The organism is Streptomyces sp. NPDC053513 (assembly GCF_044544765.1).
In the GTDB taxonomy this organism is placed as follows: Bacteria; Actinomycetota; Actinomycetes; order Streptomycetales; family Streptomycetaceae; genus Streptomyces; species Streptomyces litmocidini.
Genome location: NZ_JBITXP010000027.1, coordinates 1 through 20,230, shown reverse-complemented (window position 1 = coordinate 20,230; position 20,230 = coordinate 1). Strand labels below are relative to the sequence as shown.

The following is a 20,230-nucleotide window of genomic DNA, read 5'->3' as shown; positions in this document are numbered from 1 at the left end:
CCATGACGGACATCGCGACCTTATGGGAAGTCGGCCTCCCGCTCGCCACAACCGTCGGCGGCCTCGGCTACGCCAAGGTCCGCGCACCCCGGGTCTTCTGGTCGCTGGCGGGCCTGCCGCTGGCGACGACGCGGTTCGCGCTGACCTACCGGTCGACGATGGACGTGTGTGGGCTGACGGTGCAGCCGTCCCGCCTGCGGGCGTTCATGGTCCGCACCGTTGGCCGCCGCCCCGACGTCCAGCCCGTGCCGCCGAAGGTCCGCCGGTTCCGGGGCACCTCGACCGGCCTGCGGGTCACCTTGCGGCTTCCGGCCGGTCTGGAGCCCGCCGACGTGATGGCGGCCTCCGAGCGGCTGCGGCACGCCTGGGGTGTCCACTCGGTGAATGTGGTGGAGACGAAGCCGGGGTTCGTCGAGCTGCGGATGACCGGCTACGACGTTCTCAAGAAGGTCCGGATGCCCCGCCCGCGTCTGTCCGGGCCGATGACGGTGCCGGTCGCCCTCCGCGAGGACGGCACCGCGTTCGTGAGGGACTACCTCAAGGTCCCGCACGCGCTGACCCTGGGCGCGAACCAGTCCGGCAAGTCCATGTACCAGCGCAACTTGATCGCCGGACTGGCCCGCCTCCCGGTCGCCCTGGTCGGCATCGACTGCAAGCGCGGCGTCGAACAGCGCGGCTACGCATCCCGCCTGTCCGCCCTCGCCATCACCCCGGAGGAGGCGGACGGCCTGCTGGACGGGCTGGTCGGGGAGATGGAAGAGCGCTTCGACCTGCTCAGCGAGCACGGCGTGGCCGACATCTGGGCCCTGCCCGAGCATCTGCGGCCGGTGCCGGTGGTGGTCCTGGTGGACGAGGTGGCGGAGCTGTTCCTCGTGGCGACGAGGAAGGACGAGGAACGCCGGGACCGGATGGTCACCCAGCTCATCCGCCTCGGCCAGATGGCCCGCGCGGCCGGCATCTTCCTGGAGGTCTGCGGGCAGCGCTTCGGCTCCGACCTCGGCAAGGGCGCCACCGCCCTGCGCGCCCAGCTCACCGGCCGCACCGTCCACCGGGTCAACGACAAGCAGACCGCCGAGATGGGCGTGGGCGACATCGCCCCGGACGCGGTGGTCACGGTGCTGACCATCCCGCCGGACCGGCCCGGCGTCGCGGTCGCGGGGGACACCTCCGGCGGCTGGTCCCGCATCCGCACCCCCGCCCTCACCGCCGCCGAAGCCGCCGCCATCTGCGCCGCGCACGCGCACCTCACCCCGGACCTGCCCGCCGTCGCCGCCTGGCGCCCGGTCACCCCGGCGAGCGTCGGGGACCCGGAGCCGGCCCCTCTGGCCAAGCCCGCACCGGCCACCGCCTAGCTCTCTCTTCCCCTCGGTCGGCGTGACCGTCTCACGCCAGGTCCCTACCCCACCCATGCCCGAAAGGAGGTGAACCCTCGTGCTCCGCACCCTCCGCCCCGACGCCGTCCTCATCCAGGCCGTCATCGCCGGGGCCCTGTCCTTCGCCCACCTGCACGACCTGGCGGCCGCGGCCGGACAGGACGGCTGGAAGGCCTGGGCCTACCCGGTCTCCGTCGACCTGCTGCTGGTCGCCGCCTGGCGCCGGATGCGCACCGACACCGCCAACCGCGACGCCTGGCTGTGGTTCGCCATCGCCCTCATCGCCTCGCTCGGCGCGAACGTCGCCACCGCCGGACTCCTCGACATGACCGACGTCCCGGCCTGGCTGCGCATCCTCGTCGCCGGATGGCCCGCCCTGGCCTTCCTCGGCGGCACCCTCCTCGCCCACGCACCCCACCCCACACCCGAACCCGCTCCAGAGCCCGAACCCGCAGTCGACCTCGTCGTCGAACGGACCCCGGAACCCGCACCCGAGCTCCCGCCGGCCGAACCCGCGGCTGAGGTGCCCTTGGCCCAGGAGCCTCTGCCGGAACCCGCTCCGCAGGAAGAACGGCCGGAGCCCGTCCCCTCGGCGCCCGCCGTGACGGTGCCGCCCGCGCTGCTGGCGCACGCCCAGAAGATCGCGGACGCCCACCGGGCCCGGACCGTTGCCCCGATCGACGCGGAGACGCTGCGCACCCGGCACGGCATGCCCGCCGCTCTCGCGGACTCCATCGCGCTCCAGCTCGCCTGACCAGGAAGGAGCAAGACCCGTGCGTCCGAACCGCTTCTACGACGTGATCCGTATCGGCCCGGTGCAGGTCGGCACCCACCGCGACGGCCGGGGCCGGACCAAGCACACCGCCGTGTGCACCGCCCCGCGCTGCGACTTCTCCGCCGACTACCACACCCGCCCGGCCGCCGAACTCGCCGCCCGCACCCACCGCTGCCAGCCCCGCTGAACCCGAAGGAGCCCGTTTCGTGGACGTTCCGCTCTGGCTCGCCCTGATCGTCGTCGGCGGCCTCGGCATCAAGCTCATCCGCCCGCCCTGGTGGCTCGTCGCCGTCCTCCTCCTCGGCGGCTACCTCCTCGCCGACAGCCTCCTCGCCCCGCTCATCGACACCACCATCAAGTAGGGAGAACCGCGTCATGCTCCAGCCCCGCATCCCGGTCAACCCGCTCCCGACCGGCACCCCCATCCCCCTCTCCAAGCCGACCGCCGCCGACGTCGAGCCGGTCAACCCGGCCCCCGCCCCGGCCTCGGCGCCGGTCGCCCCGGCCCGGACCACGGTCCAGCTCACCCCGGGCAGCGCGCTCGCCCTCGCCGCCGGCGGCGGTGCGGTGGTCCTGGTCGTCGGTACCGTTCTGGTCTCCATGCTCCTCGCCGTCGCCCTCACCGGCGCCTCGATCGCGGTCGTGGCGGTCGTCCTGCGGATGGTCATCCGCGACATGCAGAAGGGCCGGTGACCCCCGTGGACACGCAGACCCTCGCCGCCGCGGGCTTACCGGCCCTCGGGTGGGCCCTGCACGGCGGACTGCTCGCGCGCCGCCTGGCCACCGCCCGCCGCGACCCCCTGACCGGCCTGCACACCCGCGCCGGATGGACCACCCGCGCCGAACACCTCATCGCCAAGCACCCGAACGCGCTCGTGCTCCTGGTCGACCTGGACGACTTCAAGGCCGTCAACGACACCCACGGCCACGCCGCCGGCGACGCCGTCCTCACCGCCACCGCCCAGCGGCTCACCGCCTGGTGCGGACGGCACGGGATCGCCGCCCGCCTCGGCGGAGATGAGTTCGCCGCCATCGTCACCGACCCCGCCCGCACCGCCGGCCTCTTCGCCCTGCGGATCGACCTCGACGAACCGGTCGAGCACCACGGTCACGTCCTGCGGGTGTCGGCCTCGGTCGGCTGCTGCCACTGCGGCCAGCTGCCCGTGCCGTCCCTCACCGACGCCCTCTCGGCCGCCGACGCGGCGATGTACGCGGCCAAGGGCCACGGCAGGCGCAACACACACTGAGCGGCCCCCGGGGCGGCTCTCTCGCCAAAGATCCGCCGCCCCGGGCGCCTTCCACCCCATTCCAGATCCACCGGACCCGAAAGGGAAACCTCATGATGCCCCAGACCCCGACCGCCCGCGTCTGCTCCCACTGCGACGGCTTCCCCGTCGTCCACATCACCACCGGCGCCCGCACCCCCGACGGACAGCGCCGCACCCTGGCCGCCGCCTGCCCCGCCTGCCAGGGCACCGGCACCCGCATCGCCCCGGCCTCCCTGGTCCGCGCGGGGAAGTGACCGCGTTGACCGACACCGCCACCGCGGCGGGCCTGGACCCGGCCACCCTGAGCGACCTGCTCCGGCTGGCCGGGTCCCCCGGCTTCGACCGCCTCACCGACCAGCTCCGCCGCACCGGCGGCTGCACCGCCCCCATCCGCCTCACCGGCGCCACCAAGACCCTCGACCCCGCCACCCGCACCGTGCTCCACGCCTACAACACCGACGCCGAACCCGGCGGCGTCCTGCGCGTCGCCTGCGGCAACCGGCGCGCGTCCCGCTGCCCGGCCTGTGCCTGGACCTACGCGGGCGACACCTACCACCTGATCCGCGCCGGCCTCACCGGTGCACCCGACAAAGGCACCCCGGAGACGATCCGGGATCACCCCCGCGTCTTCGCCACCCTGACCGCCCCGTCGTTCGGCCCGGTGCACAACCGGCCCGGCACCCGGCCCTGCCGCTGCGGCACCCGCCACCCCGAGGACGCCCCGGAGCTGGGCACCCCGCTCGACCCGTCCGCGTACGACTACGCGGGTGCGGTGCTGTGGAACAACCACGCCTCCGAGCTGTGGCGCTACTTCACGATCTACCTGCGCCGCGAGATCGCCGCCCGCGCCGGCCTCACCCAGAAAGCCGCCCGCGAACAGTCCCGCGTCTCCTTCGGCAAGGTCGCCGAGTACCAAAAGCGCGGCGCCGTCCACTTCCACGCCGTCATCCGCTTCGACGGCCCCGACGGACCGGCCACCCCGCCCCCGGCCTGGGCCACCCTCGCCCTGCTCACCGACGCCATCCGGGCCGCCGCCGCCCGCGTCCGCGTCATCGTCCCCGCCAACGAGGACTACGGCGTCGACCAGGACCTCACCCTCACCTGGGGCACCCAGCTCGACGTCCAGCCCATCGGCGCCTTCGGCCACGGCGAAGAACTCACCGAACAGGCCGTCGCTGCCTACGTCGCCAAGTACGCCACCAAGGCCGCCGAGACCACCGGCACCGTCGACCGCCCGGTCGGCAACAAGGAAGCCCTCACCCTCCTCGACGTCCCCGACCACCCCCGGCGCCTGATGGAAGCCTGCATGGACCTGGAGGCCGCCTACCCGGACCGGCGCCTGCGGGCCTGGGCGCACATGCTCGGCTTCCGCGGCCACTTCTCCACCAAGTCCCGCGCCTACTCCACCACCCTCGGCGCCCTGCGCCAGGTCCGCGCCGACTACCGCGCCGCCCAGCAGCGCGCCGCCCTGGGCCTGCCCGACCCCGACGAACAGCCGGAGTCCACCCTCCTCGTCGTCGCCCACTGGGCCTACGCCGGCCACGGCGCCACCCCCGGCGAGTCCTGGCTCGCCGCCAACATCCGCCGCGACCTCCAGCACAACCGCGAACACGCACGCGAACTCCGCGCCGAACTGTCCGACCTGGAAGGGGAACTGGGATGACCACCGCTACCGCTGAACTGCTGACCGTGCCGGAGGTCATGGAGCGGCTCAAGCTCGGACGCTCCACGGTCTACGACCTCATCCGCTCCCGCCGTCTGGTCTCCATCACCATCGGCCGGTCCCGCCGCGTCCCCGCCGACGCCGTCCGGGAGTTCATCGACAACCAGATCGAGGAGGCTGCCTGATGGCCACTCAGCGCAAGCGCAACCCGAACGGCGCCGGCACCATCACCCAGCGGAAGGACGGCCGCTTCCAGGCCGCCGTCTACGTCCTCCAGCCCGACGGCACCCGCGCCCGGAAGTTCGCGTACGGCAAGACCTGGGCCGAGTGCGACGCCAAGCGCCGCGCACTCCTCGACAAGGTCGCCAGCGGCACCCCTGTGCCCACCCGCTCGGCGAAGCTCTCCGAGTGGCTGGCGTACTGGCTGGAGAGCGTCGTGAAGCCGCGTCGCAAGCTCAGCACGTACGACAAGTACGAGGCGCACGTCCGCCTGTACCTCTCCCCCATGCTCGGTACGAAGCGGTTGGAGTCCCTCAGCGTCCCGGATGTCCGGCGCTTCCTTCTCCAGCTGGAGAAGAAGACGACCGCCGCCACTGCCAAGGAGTCCCACCGCGTGCTGCGTACGGCGCTCTCCGCCGCCTGCCGGGAGGAGCTGATCGTCCGGAACGTCGCCAAGCTCGTGGAGCCGCCCAGGGCCGCCGTGCGCGACCTCAGCCCGTGGTCCCTGGAGGAGACGCTCGAATTCCTCGCCGCCTCCCGCCGGGACCCGCTGTACGCGGCCTTCGTCCTCGCCATCGCCATGGGCCTCCGACGAGGCGAGATCGTCGGACTCCGGTGGTCCGACATCGACCTGGAGAACCGCGTCCTCCTGGTCCGCCAGCAAGTGCAGCGCCGACGCGGGCTGCTCTACAACGACGAGACCAAGGGACGTCGCTCCCGCGCGATCCCGCTCCCCGCCATGTGCCTGGCTCCTCTGCGATGGCATCGGATGCGTCAGAAGGCGACGTACGAAGCGACCGGCACCGAGTGGACGACCGCGGGTTACGTCTTTGCCACCCGCACCGGTCGTCCCGTCGAGCCCCGGAACGTCCACCGGTCCTTCGTCCGCGTCAGCGAGGCTGCCGGGCTCCGGCTCATCCGCCTCCACGACGCCCGGCACGGCTGCGCGACGCTCCTCACCGCCGCCGGCGTCGCGCCCCGTGTCGTGATGGAGATCCTCGGCCACAGCCAGATCAGTCTGACCATGGACGTGTACACCCATGTCGTCCAGGACACCCAGCGCGAGGCCATCAGCCACATGGACCGGCTGCTCAAGAGGCGCCCCGACCGCCCCTGACCGCCCCCGTTGATGTCACCCGTAGATGTCAAAGACCCCCAACCATGATCGGTTGGGGGTCTTCGACGTTCCTACCTGGAGCCCCCTGTCGGGTTCGAACCGACGACCCCCGCTTTACAAGAGCGGTGCTCTGGCCAGCTGAGCTAAGGAGGCAGCGAGTGAAGTGTAACCAACCCGGCCCCGGCGGCGGTCGGAAATCTCACGGGGCCGTGAGTGCTGACAGAACGGGCGGCGCCAGGTAGCGTCACCCGGAGTTCACCCTGGTGGACTAGACCTCAATCCTTCCTTTACTCGGATCGTCCGGCACGTTCCTGCCGGTGAAGGGACGCATCACCATGGCTTCCGTCACGTTCGACAAGGCCACCCGTGTCTACCCGGGTGCCACCAAGCCCTCCGTCGACCAGCTCGACATCGAGATCGCGGACGGCGAGTTCCTCGTCCTCGTCGGCCCCTCCGGCTGTGGCAAGTCGACCTCCCTGCGCATGCTCGCGGGTCTCGAGGACGTCAACGCCGGCTCCATCCGCATCGGTGACCGCGACGTCACGCACCTGCCGCCGAAGGACCGGGACATCGCGATGGTGTTCCAGAACTACGCGCTGTACCCGCACATGACCGTCGCCGACAACATGGGCTTCGCGCTCAAGATCGCGGGCGTCAACAAGTCCGAGATCCGCGCCAAGGTCGAGGAGGCCGCGAAGATCCTCGACCTCACCGAGTACCTGGACCGCAAGCCGAAGGCGCTCTCCGGCGGCCAGCGCCAGCGTGTCGCGATGGGCCGCGCCATCGTCCGCGAGCCGCAGGTCTTCCTCATGGACGAGCCCCTGTCGAACCTCGACGCCAAGCTCCGCGTCTCCACCCGTACGCAGATCGCCGGACTGCAGCGCCGCCTCGGCATCACCACGGTGTACGTCACGCACGACCAGACCGAGGCCCTCACCATGGGCGACCGCGTCGCCGTCCTGAAGGACGGTCTGCTCCAGCAGGTCGACTCGCCGCGCAACATGTACGACAAGCCCGCGAACCTCTTCGTCGCCGGCTTCATCGGCTCCCCCGCCATGAACCTGGTCGAGGTCCCGATCACCGACGGCGGCGTGAAGTTCGGCAACAGCGTCGTCCCGGTCACCCGCGACGCGATCGCCGCGGCCTCCGCCAACGGCGACACCACGGTGACCGTCGGCGTCCGCCCCGAGCACTTCGACGTCTCGGGCCCGACCAGCAAGGACGGCCTGGCGGTCACGGTCAACGTCGTCGAGGAGCTCGGCTCGGACGGCTTCGTGTACGGCACCACCCGCGTCGGCGGCGAGGACAAGGACCTGGTGGTCCGCGTCGGCGGCCGTGACGTGCCCGCCAAGGGCTCCACTCTGCACGTCGTCCCGCGCGCCGACGAGCTGCACGTCTTCTCGACCTCCACGGGCGCCCGCCTCAGCGACTGAGGCCGTCTCCGGACGCGTCCCGGCGACCGAGAGCGGCCGGGCGCTCCCCGGCTCTGCCGTACGGCCCCGCATCTGTTGCAGATGCGGGGCCGTTCGTTTAAACGGGCTTACCCCGGAAAACCCCGGCATTCAGGGCCCCGCCCCGGCCCCCGCGTCAACACGGAATTCGAAAAGCCGCCTCGAACCATCCCTCGCGAGAGTGACTAAATGTCGCCATATCACTACCGGCCGCTACGCTCGCCTGCGTGACGCACACTGCCCGCCGAATCGGCCGCTCTCTCGCCCTCGTCCTGCCCGTCGTCCTGGTGCTCTCGGGAACGCTCGCGGTGTCCGCCGTTCCGTGGGCCGGCCAGGACTCCGGGACCCAGCTCACGGCGTCCTCCACGGACGTCTCCACCCGGGCCAAGTCCCGTGCCCCGCAGGATATTCTCCGCGACCAGCTCCTCGCAGAGCTTCAGGAGAAGGACCCCGGCACGGCCCTCACCCACCTCCAGCGCGAGGTGGAGAACAGGCCCTCCCTCGCCAAGCACTGCTTCTCCATCGCCCGCGCCCTCGGCCGCGCCGCCGTCGAGCACTACGGCCCCTCGCGCGCCCAGTCCTTCTCCCGCCCGGTCTGCGACACCTCGTACGCGACCGGCGTGATGCGCGCGAGCTGACCGATCCGCGAACCGATTCACGAGCCGAAGGGCCGCGAGCTGAACGGCCTGACGCATACCGGGCGCCTATCGTTCCCCGTATGCACACCACTCCGACGCAGGCCGTGGTCCTGGCGGGCGGCCAGGGCTCACGGCTCCGCCCGTACACCGACGACCGCCCCAAGCCGATGGTCGAGATCCCGGGCACCGGGACCCCGATCATCGGCCATCAGCTTTCCTGGCTGGCCGCCGAGGGCGTGACGGACGCCGTCGTCTCCTGCGGCCACCTCGCCGAGGTGCTCCAGGAGTGGCTGGCCTCCGCGGAGCTGCCGCTGAGGGTGACGACGGTCGTCGAGACCGAACCCCTCGGCCGCGGAGGCGGCCTCAAGTACGCCGCCGCGCACCTGCCCGCCCCGGACCGGCCCTGGTACGCCACCAACGGCGACATCTGGACCCGCTTCTCGCTGCGCGAGATGGCCGCCTTCCACACCGAGCGGGACGCCCTCGCGACGCTCGCCCTGGCCCGCCCCCGGATTCCGTGGGGCGCCGTCGAGACCGACACCTTCGGGAACATCACCGACTTCATCGAGGCACCGCCCTCGCCGTTCCTGATCAACGCGGGCGTGTACGTCTTCTCCGCGGCCTTCACCGAGCTCCTCCCCGACGTCGGCGACCACGAGCGGGCCACCTTCCCCCGCCTCGCCCGCGAACGCCGCCTGGCGGGCTTCCCGCTGCCCCACGGCGCGTACTGGAGGGCCATCGACACCGCCAAGGACCTGACGGAGGCCGCCAAGGAACTGGCCGCCCAGAAGGCCTGACCCCAGAAGGCCTGACCTCAGACGTGCTGCCCCCGGGCGCCCTGCCCCGGGCACACGACGAGGCCGGCACCGCCTCCTCGCGGTGCCGGCCTTCCCGTTCCCGTACCGGCGTCAGCCCAGCAGGCCGCCGATCGGGTTCCGCGCGCCGCCCGTCGCCGAACCGCTCTCGGACGGGGTGCTGGTGGAGCCCGTCGAACCGCCGCTCGTCGTGCCGCCGGTGGTGCCGGCCGGGCTGTCGCTGGTGGTCGGCGGGGGCGCCGGCTCGGACTTCGCGGGCGTGCGGCCGGCGGTGCCGCCGGTGCTCGTGCCCTGGGTGGCGGTCGGGCGCTGCTCCTGGGTCCGGGTGGACTCGCGGGTCGTCTCGGTGGGCCGGGCGGCCTCTTCGGTCTTCTCGTTCCGCGCGGGCGCCTCGCTGGTCGACGCGGTGGCGGGCTCGGGCGCGGTGGAGGCGGCCTTCGACGGGGCGCTGCGGGTCGGCTCGGCAGGGAGCGGCTGGCCGGGGAGGTGGTTGATCGGGTCGTCGTTGGGGCCCGGGACGGTGACCATCTCGGTGGAGCGGACGGCGCCGCCGAGGACGGAGCCGACCAGGAGGGTGAGGCCGACGACGACGGCGGCGAGGAGGGTGCTGCGGCGGGTGACGCGGCGGCGGAGGTCCCAGAGTTCGGCGCGGGGGCCGAGGGTGCGCCAGGCCTCGCCGGCGAGGCGGCCGTCGAGGGAGTAGACGGGGGCACCGGCGATGATCAGCGGGGACCAGGCGGCCAGGTAGATGATGTCGGCGGAGTCGTAGACCGGGACGGTCTTCCAGCTGACGGTCAGGAGGAGGGCGGCGGAGAGCAGGCCGCCGACGACGGCGGCGACGCGCTGCCAGAGCCCGAGGACCGTGAGGACGCCGACGACGACCTGGAGGAAGGCGACGGTGAGTCCGGCGCCGACGGGGTGCTGGAGGGCGAAGTCGCGCAGCGGCTCGGCGAGCGCCCAGGGGTGCAGGGAGTTGAGCCACTTCACCATGGAGCCGCGCTCGCCGCCGTCGAAGTAGACGGGGTCGCAGAGCTTGCCCATGCCCGCGTAGATGGAGATGAAGCCGAGGAAGACGCGGAGCGGGAGGAGGACGACGCCGAGGTTCATCCGGCGCCCGGGGTAGTAGGCGTGCCGGACGTTGTCCTGCCCGTGGCGCTGCGCGGCCCGGGTGCCCGGCTCGTCGTGCTCGTACGGCTCGGCGGGCTCGGGCCTGAGGTCGTACAGCTCGTCGTAGGCGCCCTCGGCGCGGCGCATCGGCGGCAGCAGGGGCGCGGCCTCGGCGGGCACCGCGGGGGTGGGCATGGTGGTGTCGATGCGCGGGATGGCCTGGGTGTCCCCGACTCCGTGGCCGCCGTGGCCGACGCCGGGTTCGAGCGTGGAGACGGACGACTCGCGCACGGCCTGGAGGAGGCCGGTCGCGCCCGGCGCGGACTTCCCGGTCCACACGACGGGACGACGGCGCGGGCCGGCCGCGCCCACTCCGGACAGGGCGGCGGTACGGGTCGCGAACTTCGGCTGCGGGGCCGGCGCGAGCCGCACACGGAAGCTGGCGTGGTTCACGATCACCTGGGCGGGATCGGAATCCACCTTGACCATGCTCAGCGCGGGCTGATCGTCGAACCCCGGCCGGGGCGTTCTGGTGTCCACACTCATCTAACCGAGTGATGTGCGGTTAGGACACTGCCTTGACGGTTGCCAAATGTCCGAGGCCCGTCAAGATCACGGCCGGGGTGCGTCCCTCGTTCGGGTCAGCCCATGCGGCGGCGGGCCGCCTCGTAGAGGACGACGCCGGCGGCGACGCCGGCGTTGAGGGACTCGGCGCCGCCCGGCATCGGGATGCGGACGAGGAAGTCGCAGGTCTCGCCGACGAGCCGGGAGAGGCCCTTGCCCTCGGAGCCGACGACGATGACGACCGGGCCGGCCAGCTCCTCCAGCTCGTGGACCTCGCGGTCGCCGTCGGCGGCGAGGCCGACGACCGTGAGGCCGGCCTTCTGGTACTGCTCCAGGCAGCGGGTCAGGTTGGTGGCGCGGGCGACCGGGGTGCGGGCGGCGGTGCCGGCCGAGGTCTTCCAGGCGCCGGCGGTCATGCCGGCGGCGCGCCGCTCGGGGACGACGACGCCGTGGCCGCCGAAGGCGGAGACGGAGCGGACGACGGCGCCGAGGTTGCGCGGGTCGGTGACGCCGTCGAGGGCGACGATCAGCGGGTCGTCGTGGTCGTCGAAGGCGGCCGCGGCGAGGTCCTCGGGGTGCGCGTACTCGTACGGCGGGACCTGGAGGACGAGGCCCTGGTGGTTGAGCCCGTTCGTCATCCGGTCGAGCTCGGGGCGCGGCGCCTCCATGATGTTGATGTTGCCGCGGCCGGTGGCGAGGTTCAGGGCCTCGCGCACGCGCTCGTCGTTGTCGATGAACTGCTGCACGTACAGGGTCGTGGCGGGCACGCCGTCGCGCAGGGCCTCGAAGACCGGGTTGCGGCCGACGACCATCTCGGACAGGCCCTTGCCGCCGCGGCGGGCGACGGGCTTGCGCTTGGCCGCGTTCCGGGCCATCGCGTTGGAGACGCGGTACGCCTTGTGACCCTTGCGGTCCTCGGCCTTGGGCGTCGGACCCCTGCCTTCGAGGCCCTTGCGCCGCTGGCCACCGCTGCCGACCGTCGCACCCTTCTTGTTGGACGTGCGACGGTTCCTGCGCTGGCTGTTCCCGGCCATGACTACCTGTTTCCTCTGCTGACGTACAAAAGTCTGTAACTGAAGTGTGCCGCCCGGTGTCCCGAGCGGCACGTCTTCTAACGGTTGCCCAGCGTCCAGCGGGGGCCGTCGGGGCTGTCCTCGATGGCGAGGCCGGACTGGGCGAGCTGGTCGCGGATCGCGTCCGCGGTCGCCCAGTCCTTGCGCTCGCGCGCCGACTCGCGCTGCTGGAGCACGAGGCGCACGAGGGTGTCGACGACGCCGTGGAGCTCCTCGCCGCCACCGGTCTCCTCGGCCCAGTGCGGGTCGAGCGGGTCCAGGCCGAGGACGCCGAGCATGGCGCGGACCTCGGCGAGGCGGGCGACGGCCTCGTCCTTGTCGTCCGCGGCGAGGGCGCTGTTGCCCTGGCGGACGGTGGTGTGGATGATCGCGAGCGCGTGCGGCACGCCCAGGTCGTCGTCCATGGCCTCGGCGAAGGCCGGCGGCACCTCGGCGGCGGGGGCGACGGTCGTCCCCGCCTTCTCGGTGGCGCGCTGGACGAAGCCCTCGATGCGGGCGAACGCCGACTCGGCCTCGCGCAGGGATTCCTCGCTGTACTCGATCATCGAGCGGTAGTGCGGGGTGCCCAGGTAGTAGCGGAGGACGATGGGGCGCCAGTTCTTCACCATCTCGGACACCAGCACGCTGTTGCCGAGCGACTTCGACATCTTCTCGCCGCTCATGGTGACCCAGGCGTTGTGCACCCAGTACCGGGCGAACTCGTCGCCGAAGGCCTTGGCCTGGGCGATCTCGTTCTCGTGGTGCGGGAAGATCAGGTCGAGGCCGCCGCCGTGGATGTCGAAGGCGGAACCCAGGTACTTGTGGGCCATGGCCGAGCACTCCAGGTGCCAGCCGGGGCGGCCGCGGCCCCACGGGGTCTCCCAGTCGGGCTCGCCCGGCTTGGTCGCCTTCCACATGGCGAAGTCGCGCGGGTCGCGCTTGCCGGTGATGCCTTCCTCGGCGGGCTGGCGGAGGTCGTCGATGTCCTGGTTGGACAGCTCCAGGTACCCCGGGAAGGAGCGCACGTCGAAGTAGACGCTGCCGTCCGCCTCGTAGGCGTGGCCGCGCTCGATCAGACCCCGCATCATCTCGATCATCTCGGGGACGTGACCGGTGGCGCGGGGCTCGTAGGTCGGCGGGAGGCAGCCGAGGGCGTCGTAGCCGTCGTTGAACGCGCGCTCGTTCTCGTAGCCGATGGACCACCAGGGGCGGCCCTGCTCGGCGCCCTTCTTGATGATCTTGTCGTCGATGTCGGTGACGTTGCGGACGAACGTGACGTCGTAGCCGCGGTACGCGAACCAGCGGCGCATGACGTCGAAGTTCAGGTACGAGCGGACGTGGCCGATGTGCGGGGCCGCCTGCACGGTGGCACCACAGAGGTAGATCGAGACGCGGCCCGGCGTGAGCGGGGTGAAGTCACGGATCTGCCGGGCGCTGGTGTCGTACAGGCGAATAGTCACCACACCAGGGTAGTGGGCGTGCGGTGGTGCCCCGCGACCGATTCCCGGCGGCGGGGCACGTTTTTCACCGCTCCTGAGGCGATACGGGGTAGACGAGGGCGGTCGCGAGGGCGGCGAGGCCCTCGGCGCGGCCGGTGAGGCCGAGTCCGTCCGTGGTGGTGCCGGAGACGGAGACGGGTGCGCCCGCCGCCTCGCTCAGCGCCTTCTGGGCCTCGTCGCGCCGCTTGCCGATCTTCGGGCGGACCCCGACGACCTGCACGGCGATGTTCCCGATCTCGTACCCCTCGGCGCGGACGATGCGGGCGGCCTCGGCGAGCAGGGTGACGCCGGAGGCGCCGGACCACTCGGGGCGCGAGGTCCCGAAGTGGGCGCCGAGGTCTCCGATGCCGGCGGCGGAGAAGAGCGCGTCGCAGGCGGCGTGGGCGGCGACGTCGCCGTCGGAGTGCCCGGCGAGGCCGTACTCCTCGCCCTCCCAGAGGAGGCCCGCGCACCAGAGTTCACGGCCCTTCTCGAAGGCGTGGACGTCGGTGCCGATGCCGGTGCGGGGGATCACGGGGAGGTCAGAAGCCATCGTTGGCCCTCCTGCGGGCGAGTACGGCCTCGGCGAGGACGAGGTCGAGGGGGCGGGTCACCTTGAAGGCCTCTTCGTGGCCGGGCACGACGACGACGGGCGCGCCGAGCTTCTCGACCATGCCGGCGTCGTCGGTGGCGCCCTCGCCGGTGAGGGCGACGGTGGCGTGGGCGTTGACCAGGGTGTCGTGGTCGAAGCCCTGCGGGGTCTGGACGGCACGGAGGCGGGCGCGGACCGGGGTGGCGACGACCTGCTCGGGGTCGCCGGGCTGCTCGGCCGGCTCGACCTCCTTGACGGTGTCGGCGACGGGCAGCGCGGGGACGACGGCGACGGCCCCGTCCCGTACCGCCTCGATGACGGCGTCCACGGTCTCGACGGGGACCAGGGGGCGGGCCGCGTCGTGGACGAGGACGGTGGTGATGCCCTCGGGGAGCGCCTGGAGGCCGAGGTGGACGGACTCCTGGCGGGTGTCGCCGCCGGGGACGACGAGGTAGTCGGTCCGCTCGGGCAGGGCGTGGGCGTCGAGGAGGTTCTTGACCTCGGCGGCCCCGTCGGAGGGCGCGACCACCACGACGAGGGAGACCGCGCGGGAGGCGGCCATCGCGCGGACGGCGTGGATGAGCATGGGGGTGCCGTTCAGCGCGCGGAGCGCCTTGGGGGCGCCCGGGCCGAGGCGTACGCCCCGCCCTGCGGCCGGGATCACCACGGCGGTACGACGGGGACGCGCTTCGTCTGACATCGGTTGCACTCCGGCAGGTTTGTTTCCGCGGCCGACATGGGTATGGCCTTCACCGTGCCGGACGCTCCGCCTTGACCGGGCCCTTTCCGTGACGACGGTCGAGGCGTGGCCGCGTCGGCACAGGGGCTCGGACGTGGAGAAGTTCAGGGGGTGCGGGTTACCGCAGCGGTGCGGTCACATGGACGAGCCGCATACGTATGCGGACATGCCGCAGCGCCCGGCGACAGCACTGTGTGGATCACAGTACGCCAGCGGGCACCGCGGCATCGCTCAACTGCTTCGCTACTTCACGTGCTGCACCGCGGAGTCGCGGCTCAGGACGCGAGGACCTCGTCGAGGAGGGCCTCGGCCTTGTCCTCGTTCGTGTTCTCCGCGAGGGCCAGCTCGCTCACCAGGATCTGCCGAGCCTTGGCGAGCATGCGCTTCTCACCTGCGGAAAGTCCGCGCTCGCGCTCGCGGCGCCACAGGTCGCGCACCACTTCGGCGACCTTGATGACATCGCCGGAGGCGAGCTTCTCGAGATTTGCCTTGTAGCGACGGGACCAGTTCGTCGGCTCTTCGGCGTACGGCGCGCGCAGCACCTCGAAGACCCGGTCCAGCCCGTCCTGACCGACCACGTCGCGAACACCGACGAACTCCGCATTGTCCGCCGGCACACGAACCGTCAGGTCGCCCTGCGCGACCTTGAGCACCAAGTAGGTCTTGTCCACGCCTTTGATCTGGCGAGTTTCGATGGCCTCGATCAGCGCGGCCCCGTGATGGGGATAGACCACGGTGTCGCCAACCTTGAACGTCATGTGACAGGTACCCCTTCCGTGGCTATCCAGGGTAACACGGATTCGGCTTCTTCTGAATGGCGTTTTCGCAGGTCAGGGCATATCTCGGGGCTTGACAACGGCGACACGGACGTGCTGCGGAGGGCTTCCGGAAGGCGGTATTCGCAGGTCGGAGCGGCTACGTGGACGGAGAGAAACGCGCACGTTACACATACCTGGAGGTCTCCCAGAGAGGGACGATGTCCCGTTTTGTCCGCTTCAGAGTGGCCTTCTTCACCTGCTCCGTTCGAGGATCGCTCACCCGTACGGAGGCATGTGGGGGTGATTCCTGAAATTGATCAGTGGACATCAACCGACATCGGTGCGGGATTTTCCGCGGGGGCGGCCGCGGGGAATGCGGGGGCGCCTCCGAATTGATCAAGGCGGTTATGTGAACAACAGGTCAATGGGTCGTGATCCGGCCACATGGGGGCGGGTACGCGACGGGCGCGCCGCCCGGCCGGCGGCGAGCCGCGGGAGAGACCCCGCGGGCGTCCGGCGGCACCCCCCGGAGACGGCTCCGACCGGTTAGGGGCGGGTCGGGTGCGGGACGCGGAGTGAGGCTCGGTAACCTAAGCGCGCTGACACACCCTTAGCTGTTCATTGGTTTCCACGCCCGTCCGTACGTCCTAGGAGATGCCGCCGCCGTGAGCCGCAGCCTTCGACGCGGCGCCCTCGCCGCCACCGCCATCGTGTTCTCCGTCGCCGCGCTGTCCGCCTGTGGTGCGGGCAACGACGCGCAGACGCTGCAAGTGCGTCCGGACAACGCCGCCGTCACGGTGGACGACGTCAAGGTCCAGAACGCGCTCGTCATCACCCAGCCCCTGCCCGGCGCCAAGGGACCGGCCGCCGTCTCGGCCACCGTCTTCAACAACGGCCGCCTGCCGCAGACCCTCGACTCGATCAGCCTGCCGGGCATGCGCGCCAAGGTGACGCTGAAGGCCGCCGAGGGCACGGGCCCGATCGTCGTCCCGGCCCACGGGTCCGTCATCATCGGCGGCGAGGGCAACGCCTCCGCCGTGGTCGAGAACGGCTCCGAGGCCGCCCGTGACGGCGACGCGCAGCAGGTCGTCTTCAAGCTGAGCAGGACCGGCGACGTCGCCCTGAACGCCTTCGTCGTCCCGGCGAAGAGCTACTTCAAGGACTACGGCCCGACCGTCGTCCCGGCCCTCCCGGAGGCGGCTCCGACCGCTTCGGCGACCGCGACGCCGACCTCCCCCGCGTCGCCCTCGGGCGAGGCCTCGCACGGCGCCGAGACCCCGGCGTCGGGCGAGCCGACGACCGCCGGTCACTGAGGCACACCGACACACGCGTGAAGGGGCGCCCCCGGACGGGGGCGCCCCTTCACGCGTGTGTCCGCTCTCTACGGCTCGAACTTGTAGCCCAGGCCCCGCACCGTCACCAGGTACCGGGGCGCGCCCGGGTCCGGCTCGATCTTGGCGCGGAGGCGCTTGACGTGGACGTCGAGGGTCTTGGTGTCGCCGACGTAGTCCGCGCCCCACACCCGGTCGATGAGCTGCATACGGGTCAGCACGCGGCCCGCGTTGCGCAGCAGCATCTCCAGGAGGTCGAACTCCTTCAGCGGAAGGTCGACCTTGCCGCCGGAGACCGTCACCACGTGACGGTCGACGTCCATGCGGACCGGGCCGGCCTCCAGGGCCGCCGGGGCGACCTCCTCCGGCTCCCCGCGGCGGCGCAGCACCGCGCGGATGCGGGCGACCAGCTCGCGCGAGGAGAAGGGCTTGGTCACGTAGTCGTCGGCCCCTATCTCCAGGCCGACGACCTTGTCGATCTCGCTGTCCTTGGCGGTCACCATGATCACCGGGACGTTCGAGCGGCCGCGCAGCTGGCGGCAGACCTCGGTGCCGGGCAGGCCCGGAAGCATCAGGTCGAGGAGGACGAGGTCGGCTCCGTTGCGCTCGAACTCGTCGAGGCCGTCGGGCCCGGTCGCCGCGACGGCGACCTCGAAGCCCTCCTTGCGGAGCATGTACGACAGGGCGTCGCTGAAGGATTCCTCATCCTCGACGACGAGCACTCGGGTCACGGAAGGACCTCCGGGGCGGGAAGCGGTTCGGTCATGAGATCGGGGGTGGGGGAAGAGTCGGGCCGGCGGTCCCGTACGGCGCCCGCCTCGGGCAGCCGCAGGGTGAAGGTGGAGCCCTGACCCTCGGTGCTCCAGACGGTGACCTCCCCGCCGTGGGAGGCGGCCACATGCTTGACGATGGCCAGGCCGAGTCCCGTGCCGCCGGTGGCGCGGGAGCGGGCCGGGTCGACGCGGTAGAAGCGCTCGAAGATCCGCTCGCGGTCCTTCTCCGAGATGCCGATGCCCTGGTCGGTCACGGCGATCTCGATCAGGTCCCCGCCGGGCGCCGACACGCGACGGGCGGCGATGCCCACCCTCGTACGGGCCGGTGAGTAATTGACGGCGTTCTCCACGAGGTTGCCGAGGGCGGCGGCGAGCTGGCCCCGGCTGCCCCACACGTACAGCCCGGCGGCCCCGCCGGAGACCATGCTGATCTGCTTGGTGGAGGCGGGCTGCCGGGAGCGGTCGATCGCCTCGGCGACGAGCTCGTCCACGGACACCGGCTCGGAGTCCTCCAGCGGGTCGTCGTTCTGCACGCGGGAGAGGTCGATGAGCTCCTGGACGAGGTTGGTGAGGCGGGTCGCCTCGATCTGCATCCGGCCGGCGAAGCGGGTGACCGCCTCGGGGTCGTCCGAGGCGTCCATGACCGCCTCGGAGAGCAGGGAGAGCGCGCCGACGGGAGTCTTGAGCTCATGGCTCACGTTGGCGACGAAGTCGCGTCGTACCGCTTCGATGCGGCGGGCCTCGGTGAGGTCCTCGACCAGGAGCAGCACGAGCCGCGAGCCCAGCGGGGCGACCCGGGCGGAGACGGCGAGGGCCTCGCCGCGCCCGTTGCCACGCCGGGCCAGGTCCAGCTCCACCTGCCGTATCTCTCCGTCGCGGCGCGTGTCGCGGGCCATGTTGAGCATGGGCTCGACGGCCAGTTTGCCGCCGCGGACCAGGCCGAGCGCGTACGCCGCCGAGCTGGCCTTCACCACGGAGTCGCTCTCGTCGAGGACGACCGCGGAGGAGCGCAGCACGGACAGCACCGTGTCGACGCCGGGCGGGAGCACGGCGTCGGTGTGCAGGGAGGAGCGGGTGGGGCGCGCGTGGTCGCGCTCGCTCCAGCGGAACGCCAGCATGGCGATCACGCCGGTGCACACGCCGGCGATCGCTGCCAATGCGGCGACCGCCGCGTTCACGTCCATGTCTCCAAGGTTATGCGGGGTCACGGACACTCTCCCAGCCGTCCGAGTGGCTGCTCGAACAGTCGTCGCCCAGAGTTCACCGAGGGGATGCGGGTGGTTCATTTGCCCTGACGACGGGGGTGGCGTGCGTCGCCCAGAGTTCACCTGGGGGAAAGTGCCGGTTCACATCAGGGGGTGGAACCGGACGCCCAGGGGGCCGAACGTGGGAGCGTGGGGGTCCGAAGCCCCACCCGGACCCCGGAGTTTTGCGGAGAGAGGGACATCCATGCGGGACGCGTACCACGAGGAACTGGACTCGATCGGCGAGGGCCTGGTCGAGATGGCCCGGCTCGTCGGGTCGGCGATCGGGCGCGCCACGACGGCGATGCTCGACGCGGACCTCAAGCTCGCGGAGAGCGTGATCGCGGCGGACCAGAAGGTCGACGACCTCCAGCACGACCTGGAGGCGCGGGCGATAGCGCTGCTGGCCCGGCAGCAGCCGGTGGCGACGGACCTGCGGATCGTGGTGACCTCGCTGCGGATGAGCGCCGACCTGGAGCGCTCCGGCGACCTGGCGCAGCACGTGGCGAAGCTGGCGCGGCTGCGGTTCCCGGACACCGCGGTGCCGCGGGACCTGCACGCGACCATCCTGGAGATGGGGCAGCTGGCGCAGCGTCTGATGGCGAAGGCGGCGGAGGTCATCATCACGAAGGACGTCGACCTGGCGCTCCAGCTGGAGCAGGACGACGACGAGATGGACCTGCTGCACCGGACGCTCTTCCAGCACCTGATGGACGACCGCTGGAAGCACGGCATCGAGACGGCCGTGGACGTGACGCTGCTCGGCCGGTACTACGAGCGGTTCGCGGACCACGCGGTGTCGGTGGCGAAGCGCGTCGTGTACCTGGTGACGGGCGAGCACGCGGACGAGCTGCAGACGACGGACGCGCCGGTGGAGGGCGCGTAGGCGCACGGAAGCCGTCGGAGGGCGCACGGGAGCGCGGGCGCCGGTGCGCCGTTGATGCGCCGGTCCGGGTGGGCATGCAATGGGGGGAGGCGAAGCGCGCCTCGAACAGGGAGGGACCCCCATGGCCGATTCCCCCATGACGACCGACTCCACGCCGGAGCCGCCCCGCGAGGCGGTGTTCCTGCCCGTGCTCGGCGCCTGCGGCTGCGGCTCGGGCTGCGGCTGCGGCTGCCAGTCGGGCTCCCCGTGCCAGTGCGGGGGCTGCTCGGGCTGACCGGTGGGCGGGGGGGGGGGGGGGGGGGGGGGGGGGGCCCCCCCCCCCCCCCCCCCCCCCCCGCCCCCCACCCCCCCCCCCCCCCCCCCGCGCCCCGCCCCCCCCCCCCCCCC

At 72.0% G+C, this 20,230-nt stretch carries 24 protein-coding genes and 1 tRNA gene; 16 read left to right on the top strand and 9 right to left on the bottom strand.

All coding sequences use genetic code 11. The features are described from left to right. Positions 1-2: 2 nt before the first annotated feature. From ACIGW4_RS31645 to ACIGW4_RS31600, 10 genes are all read left to right on the top strand, one after another. Positions 3-1,352, top strand: a complete 1,350-nt coding sequence (locus ACIGW4_RS31645; RefSeq protein WP_399584508.1) for an FtsK/SpoIIIE domain-containing protein — start codon at positions 3-5, stop codon at positions 1,350-1,352. 79 nt (positions 1,353-1,431) lie between these two features. After that, on the top strand, positions 1,432-2,127 hold the full coding sequence (locus ACIGW4_RS31640) for a DUF2637 domain-containing protein (RefSeq protein ID WP_399584506.1): 696 nt from the start codon (positions 1,432-1,434) through the stop codon (positions 2,125-2,127). Between the two features lie 19 nt (positions 2,128-2,146). Beyond that, positions 2,147-2,335 carry a mobile element transfer protein gene (locus tag ACIGW4_RS31635; protein WP_399584503.1) on the top strand — a complete coding sequence of 63 codons (189 nt, stop codon included), beginning with the start codon at positions 2,147-2,149 and terminating at the stop codon, positions 2,333-2,335. Between the two features lie 19 nt (positions 2,336-2,354). Next, a complete protein-coding gene (locus ACIGW4_RS31630; protein ID WP_106975866.1) occupies positions 2,355-2,510 on the top strand; it encodes a hypothetical protein in 156 nt (51 codons plus the stop codon). 13 nt (positions 2,511-2,523) lie between these two features. Further along, complete coding sequence (locus tag ACIGW4_RS31625; RefSeq protein WP_399584501.1) at positions 2,524-2,841, top strand: SpdD-like protein; 318 nt, start codon at positions 2,524-2,526, stop codon at positions 2,839-2,841. A gap of 5 nt (positions 2,842-2,846) precedes the next feature. After that, positions 2,847-3,395 (top strand): GGDEF domain-containing protein, encoded by a 549-nt coding sequence (locus ACIGW4_RS31620; RefSeq protein WP_399584498.1) that lies wholly within the window; start codon positions 2,847-2,849, stop codon positions 3,393-3,395. A 92-nt stretch (positions 3,396-3,487) separates the two neighbouring features. Then, positions 3,488-3,670 carry a hypothetical protein gene (locus ACIGW4_RS31615; RefSeq protein ID WP_399584496.1) on the top strand — a complete coding sequence of 61 codons (183 nt, stop codon included), beginning with the start codon at positions 3,488-3,490 and terminating at the stop codon, positions 3,668-3,670. 5 nt (positions 3,671-3,675) lie between these two features. Continuing rightward, complete coding sequence (gene repSA / locus ACIGW4_RS31610; protein WP_399584493.1) at positions 3,676-5,079, top strand: replication initiator protein RepSA; 1,404 nt, start codon at positions 3,676-3,678, stop codon at positions 5,077-5,079. Then, positions 5,076-5,264: a helix-turn-helix domain-containing protein gene (locus ACIGW4_RS31605; RefSeq protein WP_399584490.1), complete on the top strand. Its 189-nt coding sequence runs from the start codon at positions 5,076-5,078 to the stop codon at positions 5,262-5,264. Before repSA ends, ACIGW4_RS31605 begins: the two co-directional genes overlap by 4 nt. Then, positions 5,264-6,415 (top strand): tyrosine-type recombinase/integrase, encoded by a 1,152-nt coding sequence (locus ACIGW4_RS31600; protein WP_399584488.1) that lies wholly within the window; start codon positions 5,264-5,266, stop codon positions 6,413-6,415. The genes ACIGW4_RS31605 and ACIGW4_RS31600 overlap by 1 nt, the downstream gene beginning before the upstream one ends. 76 nt (positions 6,416-6,491) lie before the next feature. On the opposite strand, the gene ACIGW4_RS31595 is transcribed toward ACIGW4_RS31600, so the two are convergent. Further along, a tRNA-Thr gene (locus ACIGW4_RS31595) sits at positions 6,492-6,568 on the bottom strand. A 182-nt stretch (positions 6,569-6,750) separates the two neighbouring features. Between ACIGW4_RS31595 and ACIGW4_RS31590 the strand changes: the two genes are divergently transcribed. The 3 genes from ACIGW4_RS31590 to ACIGW4_RS31580 all read left to right on the top strand — a co-directional run bounded on the left by ACIGW4_RS31590 (position 6,751) and on the right by ACIGW4_RS31580 (position 9,301). Beyond that, on the top strand, positions 6,751-7,848 hold the full coding sequence (locus ACIGW4_RS31590) for an ABC transporter ATP-binding protein (protein WP_123457407.1): 1,098 nt from the start codon (positions 6,751-6,753) through the stop codon (positions 7,846-7,848). Positions 7,849-8,093: 245 nt separating this feature from the next. Beyond that, on the top strand, positions 8,094-8,504 hold the full coding sequence (locus ACIGW4_RS31585) for a hypothetical protein (RefSeq protein WP_041130450.1): 411 nt from the start codon (positions 8,094-8,096) through the stop codon (positions 8,502-8,504). An 80-nt stretch (positions 8,505-8,584) separates the two neighbouring features. Next, a complete protein-coding gene (locus ACIGW4_RS31580; protein WP_123454059.1) occupies positions 8,585-9,301 on the top strand; it encodes a nucleotidyltransferase family protein in 717 nt (238 codons plus the stop codon). Positions 9,302-9,412: 111 nt separating this feature from the next. Here the strand turns inward: ACIGW4_RS31580 and ACIGW4_RS31575 are convergent, their stop codons facing one another. The 6 genes from ACIGW4_RS31575 to ACIGW4_RS31550 form a co-directional block, all read right to left on the bottom strand. Further along, complete coding sequence (locus ACIGW4_RS31575) at positions 9,413-10,972, bottom strand: DoxX family membrane protein (protein ID WP_123454057.1); 1,560 nt, start codon at positions 10,970-10,972, stop codon at positions 9,413-9,415. Positions 10,973-11,067: 95 nt separating this feature from the next. After that, complete coding sequence (gene rlmB / locus ACIGW4_RS31570) at positions 11,068-12,024, bottom strand: 23S rRNA (guanosine(2251)-2'-O)-methyltransferase RlmB (protein ID WP_123454055.1); 957 nt, start codon at positions 12,022-12,024, stop codon at positions 11,068-11,070. 77 nt (positions 12,025-12,101) lie between these two features. Beyond that, on the bottom strand, positions 12,102-13,502 hold the full coding sequence (cysS, locus tag ACIGW4_RS31565) for a cysteine--tRNA ligase (RefSeq protein ID WP_398713215.1): 1,401 nt from the start codon (positions 13,500-13,502) through the stop codon (positions 12,102-12,104). A 64-nt stretch (positions 13,503-13,566) separates the two neighbouring features. Continuing rightward, entirely contained in the window at positions 13,567-14,073 is a 507-nt protein-coding gene (gene ispF / locus ACIGW4_RS31560) for a 2-C-methyl-D-erythritol 2,4-cyclodiphosphate synthase (RefSeq protein WP_398713213.1), read from the bottom strand. Beyond that, positions 14,063-14,812, bottom strand: coding sequence for a 2-C-methyl-D-erythritol 4-phosphate cytidylyltransferase (gene ispD, locus ACIGW4_RS31555; RefSeq protein WP_398713211.1), 750 nt, complete (start codon positions 14,810-14,812; stop codon positions 14,063-14,065). The genes ispF and ispD overlap by 11 nt, the downstream gene beginning before the upstream one ends. A 314-nt stretch (positions 14,813-15,126) precedes the next feature. After that, complete coding sequence (locus ACIGW4_RS31550) at positions 15,127-15,609, bottom strand: CarD family transcriptional regulator (RefSeq protein WP_003953493.1); 483 nt, start codon at positions 15,607-15,609, stop codon at positions 15,127-15,129. Positions 15,610-16,274: 665 nt separating this feature from the next. Here ACIGW4_RS31550 and ACIGW4_RS31545 point away from each other — a divergent pair. After that, positions 16,275-16,922 (top strand): DUF461 domain-containing protein, encoded by a 648-nt coding sequence (locus tag ACIGW4_RS31545; RefSeq protein WP_123454049.1) that lies wholly within the window; start codon positions 16,275-16,277, stop codon positions 16,920-16,922. Positions 16,923-16,990: 68 nt separating this feature from the next. Here ACIGW4_RS31545 and ACIGW4_RS31540 read toward each other — a convergent pair whose 3' ends face one another. Next, positions 16,991-17,671, bottom strand: a complete 681-nt coding sequence (locus ACIGW4_RS31540; protein ID WP_073720438.1) for a response regulator transcription factor — start codon at positions 17,669-17,671, stop codon at positions 16,991-16,993. Continuing rightward, entirely contained in the window at positions 17,668-18,897 is a 1,230-nt protein-coding gene (locus ACIGW4_RS31535) for a cell wall metabolism sensor histidine kinase WalK (protein ID WP_123454047.1), read from the bottom strand. The genes ACIGW4_RS31540 and ACIGW4_RS31535 overlap by 4 nt, the downstream gene beginning before the upstream one ends. 265 nt (positions 18,898-19,162) lie before the next feature. Here ACIGW4_RS31535 and phoU point away from each other — a divergent pair, with 265 nt between their 5' ends. Next, positions 19,163-19,843 (top strand): phosphate signaling complex protein PhoU, encoded by a 681-nt coding sequence (gene phoU / locus ACIGW4_RS31530; RefSeq protein ID WP_123454046.1) that lies wholly within the window; start codon positions 19,163-19,165, stop codon positions 19,841-19,843. A gap of 121 nt (positions 19,844-19,964) precedes the next feature. Next, a complete protein-coding gene (locus ACIGW4_RS31525; protein ID WP_185094588.1) occupies positions 19,965-20,117 on the top strand; it encodes a hypothetical protein in 153 nt (50 codons plus the stop codon). Positions 20,118-20,230 lie beyond the last annotated feature (113 nt).

Coding starts and splice junctions, on each gene's coding strand:
- ACIGW4_RS31645 (WP_399584508.1), top strand. CDS start 3: ATGACGGACATCGCGACCTTATGGGAAGTCGGCCTCCCGCTCGCCACA.
- ACIGW4_RS31625 (WP_399584501.1), top strand. CDS start 2,524: ATGCTCCAGCCCCGCATCCCGGTCAACCCGCTCCCGACCGGCACCCCC.
- ACIGW4_RS31615 (WP_399584496.1), top strand. CDS start 3,488: ATGATGCCCCAGACCCCGACCGCCCGCGTCTGCTCCCACTGCGACGGC.
- ACIGW4_RS31605 (WP_399584490.1), top strand. CDS start 5,076: ATGACCACCGCTACCGCTGAACTGCTGACCGTGCCGGAGGTCATGGAG.
- ACIGW4_RS31600 (WP_399584488.1), top strand. CDS start 5,264: ATGGCCACTCAGCGCAAGCGCAACCCGAACGGCGCCGGCACCATCACC.
- ACIGW4_RS31590 (WP_123457407.1), top strand. CDS start 6,751: ATGGCTTCCGTCACGTTCGACAAGGCCACCCGTGTCTACCCGGGTGCC.
- ACIGW4_RS31580 (WP_123454059.1), top strand. CDS start 8,585: ATGCACACCACTCCGACGCAGGCCGTGGTCCTGGCGGGCGGCCAGGGC.
- ACIGW4_RS31575 (WP_123454057.1), bottom strand. CDS start 10,972: ATGAGTGTGGACACCAGAACGCCCCGGCCGGGGTTCGACGATCAGCCC.
- rlmB (WP_123454055.1), bottom strand. CDS start 12,024: ATGGCCGGGAACAGCCAGCGCAGGAACCGTCGCACGTCCAACAAGAAG.
- ispF (WP_398713213.1), bottom strand. CDS start 14,073: ATGGCTTCTGACCTCCCCGTGATCCCCCGCACCGGCATCGGCACCGAC.
- ispD (WP_398713211.1), bottom strand. CDS start 14,812: ATGTCAGACGAAGCGCGTCCCCGTCGTACCGCCGTGGTGATCCCGGCC.
- ACIGW4_RS31550 (WP_003953493.1), bottom strand. CDS start 15,609: ATGACGTTCAAGGTTGGCGACACCGTGGTCTATCCCCATCACGGGGCC.
- ACIGW4_RS31535 (WP_123454047.1), bottom strand. CDS start 18,897: ATGGACGTGAACGCGGCGGTCGCCGCATTGGCAGCGATCGCCGGCGTG.
- phoU (WP_123454046.1), top strand. CDS start 19,163: ATGCGGGACGCGTACCACGAGGAACTGGACTCGATCGGCGAGGGCCTG.
- ACIGW4_RS31525 (WP_185094588.1), top strand. CDS start 19,965: ATGGCCGATTCCCCCATGACGACCGACTCCACGCCGGAGCCGCCCCGC.